Annotated in this window: 10 protein-coding genes and 1 pseudogene; 10 read left to right on the top strand and 1 reads right to left on the bottom strand. The window is 32.6% G+C overall.

Annotated elements, in window-relative coordinates; all coding sequences use genetic code 11:
- Position 1: 1 nt before the first annotated feature.
- The 9 genes from ACTWP4_RS02715 to cysQ all read left to right on the top strand — a co-directional run bounded on the left by ACTWP4_RS02715 (position 2) and on the right by cysQ (position 10362).
- Complete coding sequence (locus ACTWP4_RS02715; protein ID WP_443127213.1) at positions 2-862, top strand: glycosyltransferase family 2 protein; 861 nt, start codon at positions 2-4, stop codon at positions 860-862.
- A 41-nt stretch (positions 863-903) separates the two neighbouring features.
- The gene (locus tag ACTWP4_RS02710) at positions 904-2169 is read left to right on the top strand and encodes a hypothetical protein (protein ID WP_443127212.1); all 1266 of its coding nucleotides are present in this window, start codon (positions 904-906) and stop codon (positions 2167-2169) included.
- 12 nt (positions 2170-2181) lie between these two features.
- Entirely contained in the window at positions 2182-3045 is an 864-nt protein-coding gene (locus tag ACTWP4_RS02705) for a sulfotransferase family protein (RefSeq protein WP_443127211.1), read from the top strand.
- 33 nt (positions 3046-3078) lie between these two features.
- Positions 3079-4341 carry a lipopolysaccharide biosynthesis protein gene (locus tag ACTWP4_RS02700; protein WP_443127210.1) on the top strand — a complete coding sequence of 421 codons (1263 nt, stop codon included), beginning with the start codon at positions 3079-3081 and terminating at the stop codon, positions 4339-4341.
- Positions 4338-4904 (top strand): acyltransferase, encoded by a 567-nt coding sequence (locus ACTWP4_RS02695; RefSeq protein WP_443127209.1) that lies wholly within the window; start codon positions 4338-4340, stop codon positions 4902-4904. The genes ACTWP4_RS02700 and ACTWP4_RS02695 overlap by 4 nt, the downstream gene beginning before the upstream one ends.
- 66 nt (positions 4905-4970) lie before the next feature.
- The gene (gene cysD / locus ACTWP4_RS02690) at positions 4971-5870 is read left to right on the top strand and encodes a sulfate adenylyltransferase subunit CysD (RefSeq protein WP_443127208.1); all 900 of its coding nucleotides are present in this window, start codon (positions 4971-4973) and stop codon (positions 5868-5870) included.
- Position 5871: 1 nt separating this feature from the next.
- Positions 5872-7698 carry an adenylyl-sulfate kinase gene (cysC, locus tag ACTWP4_RS02685; RefSeq protein ID WP_443127207.1) on the top strand — a complete coding sequence of 609 codons (1827 nt, stop codon included), beginning with the start codon at positions 5872-5874 and terminating at the stop codon, positions 7696-7698.
- 70 nt (positions 7699-7768) lie between these two features.
- On the top strand, positions 7769-9547 hold the full coding sequence (locus tag ACTWP4_RS02680; protein ID WP_443127206.1) for an SLC13 family permease: 1779 nt from the start codon (positions 7769-7771) through the stop codon (positions 9545-9547).
- 23 nt (positions 9548-9570) lie between these two features.
- Positions 9571-10362 (top strand): 3'(2'),5'-bisphosphate nucleotidase CysQ, encoded by a 792-nt coding sequence (cysQ, locus tag ACTWP4_RS02675; RefSeq protein WP_443127205.1) that lies wholly within the window; start codon positions 9571-9573, stop codon positions 10360-10362.
- Between the two features lie 509 nt (positions 10363-10871).
- On the opposite strand, the pseudogene ACTWP4_RS02670 reads toward cysQ, so the two are convergent.
- Positions 10872-11340: pseudogene (locus ACTWP4_RS02670) on the bottom strand (competence protein ComK).
- A gap of 506 nt (positions 11341-11846) precedes the next feature.
- Here ACTWP4_RS02670 and ACTWP4_RS02665 point away from each other — a divergent pair.
- Positions 11847-13055 carry a GHMP family kinase ATP-binding protein gene (locus ACTWP4_RS02665; protein ID WP_443127204.1) on the top strand — a complete coding sequence of 403 codons (1209 nt, stop codon included), beginning with the start codon at positions 11847-11849 and terminating at the stop codon, positions 13053-13055.
- Positions 13056-13088 lie beyond the last annotated feature (33 nt).

Raw genomic sequence — 13088 nt, 5'->3', positions numbered from 1 at the left:
TATGAAGGAGCCTCTAGTAAGTGTTGTTATACCTTTCTATTCTGGTTTGAAATGGTTAGAAGAGGCACTAGAAAGTGTAAATAATCAAACCTATCAAAACAAAGAAATTATAGTGATAAATGATGGGTCACCCGAAGATACTGAAAAAGTTCTTGCCAAATTTAACAATAATATAAAAGAAGTAAAGAAAATTAATGAAGGACCAGCAGCTGCTAGAAATTATGGAATACTTGAAAGTAAAGGTAAATATATAGCGTTTTTGGATGCTGATGATATTTGGCTACCTGAAAAATTGGAATTACAAGTTGAATTGATGGAAAATCAAAACTATGTTTGGAGTCAACATTCCTATGAGTATTTTTGGAATGATCATTTGAGATCAAAAACTATGGATACTTCCATTTATAACGAAAATGTACTAAAAGAGTGTTACATTTCCTTTAAGATTCAAACCTCATGTGTAATGGTTAAAAAGGATGTACTAATTAAAGATAAAATATTTTTCCCTATTCATATGCGTTATGGACAAGATGGTGCATTTTATAAACAATTAGCTAGGGAGCATCGATTAGGTTATGTTAATAAGATTTTATCAAGGTTTAGAATTAGAGGTAACAATGCGGGCTTCAAAGCCGAAATTCAATTGAAAAATAAAGCGGAAACATGGAATAATATTAAACATGATTCCTATATAAAAACTCAACTTCCTAAATTAATTCTGTTAGCTTATAAATTTTCATGCCTTGGAAGTACTATTTTCAAGAAATTAAAAATCGATAAATTAAAGACATTTAAAGAATTAATTAGTAGAATACTATATTTTCCTTCATATATTTTATTTAAAGTTTATTCAAAAAAATAAGTCTTTTAACTTTGAATTTTAAATAAAGGCGGTTCTTGCAAGTGCATACTTTTAAAAATGAATTAAATCAGATTGAAAAAATATTATATTTGATTATTATAGTTTTGCTGTTTCATGTTACACGAAACATAAACATGATTTTTTATGTTGGTTTACTCTTTTCGCTTTATATTTATTTATTTATAGTATTTTTTTTGTATAAAAAAAATACTTTAGATTTAGAATTAAGGTTTTATACTAGAGAACTAATATTTTTGTTTTCACTTTTATTAATACCAATAATTAGTTTTATTAATTTACCATTTAATGAATTTTTAGTAGGTTTTCCAAGGTTTTTTGTGCTAATGCCATTCCTGTTATTTTTAATAATTTATAAACAATTATCTGTTACTTTTGTAAAAATGGCATTTAGAACAGTATGTATCTTTATGGGATTATCATCTTTGTCAATACTATATCAAATAGTTTTTGGTCCATTGATGTTTCTCGCTGACTCTACTGTAAGATCTGGATTAGAAAGATACGCTTCATTAGCTGGAAGTTTAACGGCTATGGGGACAATAGGATCATTAGCAATTTTGATACTTCTGTTTAGCAAGAATTGGTTATTTAATCGGTTCATTAAGTATTCTTTAATAATAATTATCTCATTAGGTATGCTGTTATCATTACAAAAAGCTAGTGTTATTAATTTAATTATTTGTGCTATTATCTATATTTTATTAAATTTTAGTGTGCAGCAATTTATTCGCAGTATCACTTCAATAATATTTATTATAATTATCAGTTTAATAGTTTATAATTTTACAGATACATTTTATTTAGAAGAGTACATAGATACTATTGTTAATTATACATTAAATCAAGATAGTGATCGTACTTCGGAAGACTTAATGAATAGACTAACTGATAAGCCTGCTAGAGTTTTTGAATTTCACTCTATAGGATTAATGGATATTATACTTGGAATAGGTTTTGCATCATTAGCTGGAGTAATGGGATTGAACCAGTACCCTATGGCTCACAATGCTTATGTTGATTTATTATTATCCGGAGGTATTATCCATTTTATATCATATTTATTTTTGAATTTATATGTGGTCTATAAAGCTTTGATTACTGTTTCAAATACTGTTCAAAATATTATAATAAAGAAAATATATATTTCAATTGTATTACTTACATTAATTAATATGATTATCGGTTCGGGAAAATTCTATCAACCTGTTCAAGGAGTAATAACTTTCATTGTCTTGTTTACTTTTATTAGAATAAATCAAACCACTAATGAATTTTCGACTAACTAGGGGGTAACTAGAGTGAGTAAAAAAGTGAATTTATTTTTAGTTGGGGCGGCTAAGGCTGGTACTACTTCTATGCATTATTATTTAAATCAATCTCATGAAATTAATTCTTCTTATATAAAGGAACCCTTCTTTTTTACCGATAGACTATCATTGACCAATAGTGGTAAAAAGTTAGATTGGGATTCCTATCATAAATTATACAAATTATCTAATAAAGAATATATGTATTATTTAGATGCTTCTGTTAGTTATTTGTGTTTTTCAGAAGTTGCTAAAGATATATATGATTATAACCCAAAAGCGAAAATAATAATTATGCTAAGGGACCCTATTCAAAGGTTTTTATCTTATTATAAAATGTATGTAAAAAGAAAAAATTTAAAGATGACACCGAAACAATTTTTAGAAGAAGAAAATACTTTCTTACCTAAATTAGAACCTGGTTTGTATTCAGATGCTATACAAGAATATTTAAAATACTTTGGAAATAATGTGCATATAATTATATTCGAAGAACTAATAGATAATCCTAAAAAAATTGAGCAAAATTTAAAACAATTCTTAGAGATAGAGTCAATTTCGTTAGAAGTAGATAAGAAGTTAAATGAATCTAATAAAGAGAAGGTAAAAAGTATTAGTGATTTTATTCATAAGGATAATAAGTTGAAAACGTTTCTTAAAAATTCTCCGATTCCTACTAAGTTAAGAAGAAATGCAAAAATGATGCTTCAACAATTTAATGAATCTGATGAGAAGGTGAAAGTTAATATTGATGGAGAATTTAAAGAATTCCTTATTAGATATTACAAAGAAGATATAAAAAAATTGTCAAAACTACTTGAAAAAAAACTTGATAAATGGGGCAAATATTATTAATTTAAAATTACGCCTAGAGGGTAATGATATTACATGAAACTGATGAAAATATTAAAAAACAAATTATTAAATTCTAATTTTAATAAAAGCGTCTTAAAGGTCTTTACAGGGAGTACTTTAGCAGCTCTAATACCTTTGGTGGTTTTACCAATACTTACAAGGATTTACTCCGCAGAGGCGTTTGGGAATTTTCAACTACTATTGTCGATTGTTACTTTATTGATGTCTGTTGGTTCTATGCAGTTTCAACTGGCGATTGTATTGCCAAAAAGCAAAAAAGAATCTGATAATCTGTTTATTTTATCAATATTAATATTATTGATTGTAACATTTTTGTTCTCATTAATATTGTGGTACGGAAGTGAAGTTATTTTACCTCTATTTAATGCACAACATTTACAATCATATTTATACCTAGTAAGTATAGGTGTATTTTTGGGTGGATTAATTCAAGCAGTAAGATACTTGTTGGTCAGAAGTCAACGATATACAGATTTAGCTAAAACACATGTTTCGCATCAAATATTCACACAAGGTGCTTCCTTATCAATAGGTTTCTTTTACCCGTCTTTTATAAGTTTGTTTCTTTGTCATATAGGAGGATTTTTAGTAGCAACATTAATTGCTATGAGAAACCAAAAATTTAGTTACACTAAAGAAATTAGCTTCAAATTCTTAATTAAAAAATATAAAAAATTTCCTTTAATAAATACCCCTATGGTATTTCTAAATGATTTTTCTTTACAATTACCGGTATTCATGATTTCTGCATTTTATTCGCCAGAATTGGTTGGAATTTATATGTTATCACATAGGATAGCATATAAACCAATGTCACTAATTAGTAGTTCTTTTGCACAAGTTTATTTTAAAGAAGCCTCTACAGCGTTTAATAAAAGTAAAGAAGCATTGTTGAGAATATATAAAAACACTGTAAAAAAACTTACGTTAATGGGAATACTATTTATTTTAGCTATAAATTTTGTAGTTGCTCCTTCTATAGGTATAATATTCGGGGATGAATGGGAAAAAACAGGTATATTTATTCACATTTTATCCTTTTGGTTTTTCTTTCAATTTATAAATTCACCTATTAGCAAAACGTTATCAATTATAAACAAACAAGAATTTGGTCTATTGATTATTAGTGTTTCAATAGTTGTGAGATTTTTAGTAATGTTAGTATTTAAAGATACAATTAACGGGATGTTATGGGGCCTCTCTATATCGGCAGGGCTATTTTATCTTGTGTATAACATAAATATCTACCGACTAATAAAAAGGATGAGCATATGAAAAAAATAATTTTGTTTATTGGTAAGCTTTGTTGGATCCTAAGTAAGAGTTATAAAAAGTTAATAAGTCTATATTTAAAATCTTACTATATGAAAGAAATTGGAAATATAGGGGGAAATGTACATTTTAATGGGAGTAGTGTATTAACAGGATTGAATAATATAAGTATAGGAACTAATGTACATATTGGTAATAACGCATTTATAAGAGGAGAAGGTGGATTGGAGATAGGTGATAATACTCATATTTCTCGCAATTTAGTTTTATACACGCAAAATCACAATTATGAAGGTAGTCTTTTACCATATGATGATACTTTGATTTATAAACCAGTTATTATTGAGAAGAACGTATGGATAGGGATGAATGTTATAATATTACCTGGCACTCATATAATGGAAGGAGCAATAATTGGGGCTGGTTCTGTAGTAGTTGGGGAAGTAAAAAAATGTACCATTTATGGTTCTTCTATTGCAAAGCCGATAAAAGTAAGGGATATAGAAAAATATACAACACTTGAAATGGAAAAAAAATATAGTGGAATAAATGGAAAACCTCTTTAATCGATATGTATTTAAAAGTGATTTTGTATAAATTAAGAAGAAAAATATTGGAAAGAAGGTATAAATATGAATAAATTATCACACCTCGATCAACTCGAGGCTGAAGCAATTTACATTATTCGAGAAGTAGCCGCAGAATGCGAAAACCCAGTAATGCTATATTCAATCGGTAAAGACAGTTCTGTAATGCTACATCTAGCAATGAAAGCTTTTTATCCGGAGAAGCCACCATTTCCATTTTTACATGTGAATACAACTTGGAAATTTAAAGAAATGATAGAATTCCGTGATAGAAAAGCAAAAGAATTAGGAATTGAAATGATAGAACATATCAATCAAGAAGGTGTGGGGCAAGGAATTAATCCGTTTGATAATGGATCTGCCTATACAGACATTATGAAAACACAAAGTTTAAAACAAGCACTTGATAAATATGAGTTTACGGCAGCTTTTGGTGGAGGGCGTCGTGATGAAGAAAAGTCACGTGCGAAAGAACGTGTTTTTTCTTTCCGTAATCAAAACCATGCATGGGATCCGAAAAACCAAAAGCCAGAGATGTGGAAGCTTTATAATACTCGCACCCATAAAGGAGAAAGCATGAGGGTATTCCCACTATCTAATTGGACAGAAAAAGATATTTGGCAGTACATAAAACGTGAGAACATTGACATTGTTCCTCTTTATTTTGCGAAGGAACGTCCTGTTGTAGAGCGAGACGACAATATTGTGATGGTTGATGATGATCGTTTGAAATTAGAGCCGGGCGAAGAAATTAGATACAAAAAGGTTCGATTCCGTACATTAGGTTGCTACCCTCTTACTGGTGGTGTAGAGTCAGAGGCTGAAACCCTAGAAGAAATCATTGACGAGACTTTAGGGGCTGTATCATCTGAACGAACAAGCCGTGTGATTGACCAGGAAGCTGCTGGAAGTATGGAACGCCGTAAGAGAGAGGGGTATTTCTAGAATGAAAGGTTTATTAAAATTTATTACATGTGGTAGTGTAGATGATGGTAAATCGACTTTAATTGGACATATGCTTTATGATGCAAAACTATTATTTGCTGATCAGGAAAAAGCACTAGAACTAGATTCCAAGGTTGGGAGCCGTGGTGGAGAAATAGATTATTCTTTATTATTAGATGGTCTGATGGCAGAACGTGAACAAGGTATTACGATTGATGTTGCTTATCGTTATTTTACAACGGATGACCGTTCTTTTATCGTTGCTGATACACCGGGACATGAAGAATATACTCGTAATATGGCTGTTGGGGCATCTTTTGCCGATTTAGCGGTTATATTAGTAGACGCAACAAAAGGTGTGATTACTCAGACAAAGCGTCATGCGCGTATTTGTGCATTAATGGGTATTAAACATATCGTACTTGCGGTAAACAAAATGGATTTAATCGGGTTTGATCAGAAACGTTTTGAAGAAATTAAAAATGACTTCTTACAGATGACATATGGTTTTAATCTTGAAAGTATTCAAGTGATTCCCGTTTCTGCTACAGAAGGGGACAACATTACAAAAAAATCAGATAATACATTGTGGTATGATGGGAAAGCATTATTACCTTATCTAGAAGATATCGATGTAGAAGATGATGCAGATCAAGATGAATTTGTGATGCCTGTTCAACGTGTGAGTCGTCCTAACCATACTTTCCGTGGCTTCCAAGGTCAAATTGAAGCCGGAAATATTAAAGAAGGCGATGAGATTGTAACACTTCCCAGCCAGGAAAAAGCAAAAGTAAAAAGCCTACTTGTTACAGACTATGAAGTATCTGAAGCAGGAGCAGGACAACCCGTAACAGTGCAATTGGACCGCGAAGTGGATGTATCTCGTGGATGTGTATTGACGACATCAGAAAATATTCAGGTCACTGATATGTTTACTGCTTCTATCCTTTGGATGGATGATACAGAATTAGTGGAAGGTCGTAACTACCTAGTAAAAGTAGGAACGAAGCTATTACCAGGTACAGTAATGTCTATCAAACATAAGATCGACATCAATACAGGAAAAGAAATACCTGCTGATAAAATCTTTAAGAATGAACTAGTGGAATGTGATATTTCATTGTCTGAGAATATGGTTTTTGATAAATTTGAGAATCACGAATCACTAGGTGGACTTATTTTAATAGATCGTGTCACTAATATGACCTCTGGATGTGGTGTAATCGAACACGCATTACGTAGATCCACGAATGTCGTATGGCAAGATACGGATGTAACACGTGAAGTAAGAGCACAACAAAAAGGACAAAAACCATTAACATTATGGTTTACAGGACTGTCTGGTTCAGGTAAATCTACACTTGCAAATGAGGTAGAAAAGCGACTGGTAGCTAGTGGACATCATACAATGCTGTTAGATGGTGATAATGTTCGTCATGGCTTAAATAAAAACTTAGGCTTTAAAGAACAAGATCGTGTCGAAAATATTCGTCGTATTGCTGAGGTAGGTAAATTGATGAATGATGGTGGTTTAATTGCATTAACATCATTTATCTCACCATATGATAGTGACCGGCAAAATGCGCGTGAAATTATTGGAGACTCCTATGTTGAAATCTTTGTCAGCACTCCTCTTGAAGTTTGTGAAGAGCGTGATGTTAAAGGGCTCTACAAAAAAGCTCGTGCGGGAGAAATTCCTAATTTCACTGGTATTTCTAGTCCATACGAAAAGCCAGAAAATCCTGAAATTGAGATCGATACAAGTAAATATTCATTAGAAGAAGCTACCGACTACGTAGTAAAAGAAATTATGAAATTTATAGACTAAAAGTGATAAAAGCTACTATCAATTTTCTATGGTAGTAGCTTTTATGCTAAAAGAAGGAGGTGATTCCTCTATGACATTTGATATGGCTTTTGTATTAATCATTATTATTGTAATGTTTTTGGCTTTGCTTTTTGAAGTGGCAAGACCTGACATGGTTATATTTTCAGTTTTAGTTATATTTGTATTAACAGGGTTATTAACTCCTGAAGAAGCATTTAAGGGGTTTTCTAACCAAGGTATGTTAACTATTGCTTTATTATTTATTGTGGCAGGAGCTGTCCAAAAACACGGTATTCTAGAACACGTGATGAACCGTTGGTTAAATAAAAGTAGCCAAAGGAAAGGATCTATGATTCGCTTTTATTTACCTGTTTCTATTTCATCTGCTTTTCTAAACAATACACCTATCGTAGTTGCCTTTACACCAATGATTAAGAAATGGTGTGAAGAAAGAGGGATCGCTCCTTCAAAGTATTTAATACCATTATCTTATGTAACCATATTAGGAGGAACTATTACCTTAATGGGAACATCTACTAATTTAGTTGTTCATGGTATGTTACTCGATCATGGGGTAGAGGGGTTTACACTTTTTCAATTAGCTATTGTTGGTATACCAGTCTTAATTATAGGGTTTATTTACCTCTTCACGATAGGATACAAAATCTTACCAAATAATAAAGGTTTTAGTGAACAAGTCAAGAAGGATACAAGGGAATATATTGCAGAAATGACAGTAACAAACGAATTTCCTTTTCTAAATAAATCCGTTCAAGAAGCTGGTTTACGTGATTTGAAGGGATTGTATCTGATTGAAATTATTCGCCAGAATGAAAGAATATCTCCCGTAAAGTCTACTACAGTAGTAAGTGGAGGAGACAGATTAATATTTACAGGTTTGATATCTACCATTGCGGAATTACAACAAATAAAAGGATTAAGGTTAGAAACTGGGACACATTTAGATTTAGATGATCTTAAAAATGGACAAGTACAATTAGTGGAAGCGGTAGTGTCTCATCAATCATCATTATTATCAAGGTCATTTAAGCAATCCCAATTTCGGTCAAGATATGATGCAGGTGTATTAGCTGTACATCGTAACAATGAGCGGATTAAAAGTAAAATTGGAGACATTGTACCTAAAGCTGGAGATGTATTACTTTTATTAGCAGGTTCAGACTTTATTAAAACCTATAGTCACTCTAATGACTTTTATGTTGTATCTTCATTAGATGCACCTAATAATTTAAATGAAAACAGAGCTAAAGGGTGGTTTTCCCTACTCGTATTAGTGGCAATGATATTATCTGTAACATTTGGGTTGTTATCGATGTTTAAAGCAATGCTGTTAACAGTGTTGATTTTTATCTTAACCAAAATTATAAGTCCTGAAGAGGCAAAGAAAAATATGCAGTTCCATGTTCTATTAATAATTGCTAGTGCTTTCGGAGTTGGAACAGCGATGACGAAGTCGGGATTAGCATCATGGATGGCAGACGGTATTATAGAAATTGGTGAACCGTTTGGAATTATCGGTTTACTAGTTGCAATCTATCTATTAACTAATATATTTACCGAACTCATTACGAATAGTGCAGCGGCTGTTCTAATGCTTCCTATTGGATTAGAGATGTCATCCTCTTTAGATGTAAACTACATGGGCTTTGCGGTAATTATCGCAATTGCTGCATCATCAAGTTTTATAACGCCTATTGGTTACCAAACGAACCTAATTGTCTACGGTCCCGGTGGATATAAATTTAGTGATTATATGAAAGTAGGAACACCTTTAAGTATCATTGTAATGCTAGTTACGGTTACCATAGTTAAGATTGTATGGTTTTAAATAAAATAAAGGGTGGGAATAAAATGAGTAAATACATATTTGATTTATTTCAAGTTTGTTTGAATGCAGGAAATGAGATTATGGAAGTATATTCCCAGGATTTTGATGTGGAATTTAAAGAGGATGATTCTCCTTTAACTGTAGCAGACAAGAAAGCACACAATACAATTGCGACAGGATTAGAAAAACTGGATGCTGGTATTCCGGTATTAAGTGAAGAAGGTAAGGAAATTTCATACGAAGAACGTAAAGATTGGGAACAATTCTGGTTAGTTGATCCATTAGATGGAACGAAAGAATTTATCAAGAAAAACGGTGAATTTACAGTTAATATAGCTCTCATTAAAGATAAATATCCAGCATTGGGAGTTATTTATGCGCCAGCTCTTGATACATTCTATTTTGGTGTAAATGATGAAGGAGCATACAAGTTAAACAATGCATCAAAAGTTAATATCAAAAATTTAGATGATTTAATCAATCAAAGTGTAAAACTACCAGAAGTGACAAAAAGTAATGTTACGAATGTAGTTGCAAGTCGCTCCCATATGTCAGAAGAAACAGAGGCATTTATTAATCAGTTAGATGGTGAAATAAATGTTGTATCATCGGGAAGCTCACTTAAGTTTTGTTTAGTAACAGAAGGGAAAGCAGATTATTATCCGCGTTATGCTCCTACAATGGAATGGGACACAGGTGCAGGACAAGCAATTGTAGAAGCTGCTGGTGGAAAAGTTACTCGTTATGAGGATGGTGAACGTTTTTATTATAATCGGGAAGAATTGTTGAACGGGTGGTTTTTAGTAAGTAAATAGTAATTTTATAGTAAACGGCACAAAATCCCTACCTACACAGATGGGGATTTTGTGTATGCTTTATTTAGATTCATTAGGAATAACGTATCCTACTGGAATGGATTGTGACCATGGCCGAAGTTGTGCCAAGTTTTCTTTGTTGGACTGGACGTATCCATATTGGGAGCCACTTGAAAGCCAGGGTAGGGATGTTATATTCTGTTTTTTTATCCTTTCATCATCATAGTTATGTTGTGGCAACTGATTGAACAGTGCAGCTAACAATAATTGTGATATGTTTAGGATACGACAATTCTTGAGCAAATATTATGCAAAATAGTTCTTTCCCGAACAATCAAAAAATATGCGCGAGATAACAAGGTAAGGCTAGTCTACGAAGATCTGTTAAAGGTATACATGTTGAAGAAAAAATACGAAAGTATGATCTAGGTATCATTTTAACAATGCTTTCGTTATAAAGGATATAATCTCTTTATAGAAAAATGACGAGAATTATCTCTCGTCATTTATTAATTCCAATTTCTAAATAACGTTGCACACATACCCGCTCGATGGAATTGTTTTTCAATGGTATAAGTAGATTCTCCTAATGTTAGCGATCGTTGATTGCAAAAATAGAAGATCGTGTTTTGGCCTGTTTCAGTTGATGTCTCACTAAAAATGTTTTGTATATAATTGACAAATAACCATGTACAATCATAGTCTTTTGGTGATCGTGTAGGAAAGGTAATAATCGATGCTGTAGGATGTAAGGGGATAAGTGTGTTTTTCTGAAAGGATAGATGATAACGAATTGATTCTACCTTCATAACTGGAGTCATAGTTTAAGCAATTTTCTTGGATGATAGTTAATGGCGTTTTTGTGATATAGAGTTCTCTTTCTTCTTCAATGATAATACTTTTATAGTTTGGGTGATAGGCAGGAATTATCACTAGCGTATTGTGAGTAACACGATAATTGGATTTTATTTCTTTCATTTAATCCTATATCCTATTACCAATTTTGTTTATACGGTGTTGCATTGCTTCATCTAGATATATGGCATGCAACTCAGTTAGAATATTTTTGGGATATCGAGAAATTCAAATAAGTTCGTTAAATATATAATCCCGATATTACTATGTCCATTTTCAAACTTCTCTAATCCCTGCTCCCTCATGTCAATTACTTCTGTAACAACAATTCGGGAATACAATAGCCTTTTGTTTTACGAAGATGTTGACAATATGTACCTAACTCATATAGGAAATTATCTTTGTCTTTATCTCTCATTCTAAAAACTCTTATTCATTTTCATAAATTTAAGAGGTTTCTAGAACCTATTATAGTAGGTGTTTTGGTGATAAATGTAATGTGTTAAAAATTGCAGTTACGGTGTAATGGGGATAGCAATTTATGGTTTGGAAACTCAATCTTATGGTATTATAGGAATGAGAGAGAATCAATCGCTTTATGATGTAATCACAAGTGAGGTCTGCTAATCATGAGGGAACTTATTAATACATTTAAACGTATATACGGTGACAAAGAAGTTAAAATGATTTATTCACCACTACGAATTTGCCCATTAGGTGCACATGTGGATCATCAAGAAGGTATTGTTACGGGTATGGCTCTTGATGAAAATGTTGAAATCGCATTTGCTCCTTCACAAGACGGCTATATTCGTATTAGTAGTATCGATTTTCCAGATGAAGAGTATTTTCATATCGACAGAGTGCCTGAAATGCTACCTGGTTTTTGGGGGAATTATATTCGTGGTGCCGTTTTGGCATTGCAACAAGCTCATAAGCTACAATATGGATTTCGAGCCGTCATTAGTGGGAAATTACCAATCGGTGGCTTAAGCTCTTCTGCTGCAGTGACAACAGCCTACTTGATGGCGTTAATTCAAGCAAATCTTTTAACTATTTCAAAAGAAGAGTTGATTTCTTACAGCCACTGGGTCGAGACCGAATTTATCGGATTAAAGAATGGTATCCTTGATCAATCGGCTAATATTTTAAGTGAAGATGATCATTTACTCGTCATGGATTGCCAGACGGGTGAGCATGAATTAGTGAAGAAGTCACCTGAAATGCCAGATTTCGAAATAGTAGTTGTTTATTCCGGTGTTAGTAAAGCATTGATGGGGACAGACTATAACAACCGTGTAGATGAATGTAAGGTTGCAGGATGGATTGTGGGAGAATTAGCTGGTCTTGAACGGACCGCTTTGCAGGATGTGAAACTACGAAATATTTCAGAAGAACATTATCGTAAGTATCGTGACCAAGTACCAGGCAAATTCCGTAAGCGACTCGATCACTTTTTCACTGAAAAGAACCGTGTACTACAAGGAATTGAAGCTTGGGAACAAGGAGATATCGAACAGTTTGGTAAATTGATGTTTGCATCAGGTGAAAGCTCGATTCATCAATATGAATCAGGCTGTCCGGAGTTGATCACGATTTATGAGTTGTTGAAAGAAACAGAAGGTGTATACGGTGCTCGTTTTAGTGGAGCTGGTTACAGAGGTTGTTGTATCGGATTAATCAATCCAGCGTATAAAGAACAAATAAAAGCAAACATTGACGCTGTTTATCCTACCCAACACCCAGAATATAAAGACGTATACAAAGTCCACTTCTGTAAAACTAACAATGGTGCACGTTTTGTGGATCAGGAGGAGAAGGGAAAAGTCTTTGAATAAGTATTGGGCAGAGTCTGTACTTATCACGTTTTG

Origin of the sequence: Gracilibacillus sp. D59 (genome assembly GCF_052246695.1) — a bacterium.
Lineage (GTDB): Bacteria > Bacillota > Bacilli > Bacillales > Amphibacillaceae > Gracilibacillus.
This window is presented reverse-complemented; position numbering and strand designations above follow the sequence as displayed.

What these genes read in the sequence shown, in the direction of transcription:
- ACTWP4_RS02700 (WP_443127210.1), top strand. Translation starts at nt 3,079, where the DNA reads ATGAAACTGATGAAAATATTAAAAAACAAATTATTAAATTCTAATTTT.
- ACTWP4_RS02680 (WP_443127206.1), top strand. Translation starts at nt 7,769, where the DNA reads ATGACATTTGATATGGCTTTTGTATTAATCATTATTATTGTAATGTTT.
- cysQ (WP_443127205.1), top strand. Translation starts at nt 9,571, where the DNA reads ATGAGTAAATACATATTTGATTTATTTCAAGTTTGTTTGAATGCAGGA.
- ACTWP4_RS02665 (WP_443127204.1), top strand. Translation starts at nt 11,847, where the DNA reads ATGAGGGAACTTATTAATACATTTAAACGTATATACGGTGACAAAGAA.
- cysD (WP_443127208.1), top strand. Translation starts at nt 4,971, where the DNA reads ATGAATAAATTATCACACCTCGATCAACTCGAGGCTGAAGCAATTTAC.
- ACTWP4_RS02715 (WP_443127213.1), top strand. Translation starts at nt 2, where the DNA reads ATGAAGGAGCCTCTAGTAAGTGTTGTTATACCTTTCTATTCTGGTTTG.
- ACTWP4_RS02695 (WP_443127209.1), top strand. Translation starts at nt 4,338, where the DNA reads ATGAAAAAAATAATTTTGTTTATTGGTAAGCTTTGTTGGATCCTAAGT.
- cysC (WP_443127207.1), top strand. Translation starts at nt 5,872, where the DNA reads ATGAAAGGTTTATTAAAATTTATTACATGTGGTAGTGTAGATGATGGT.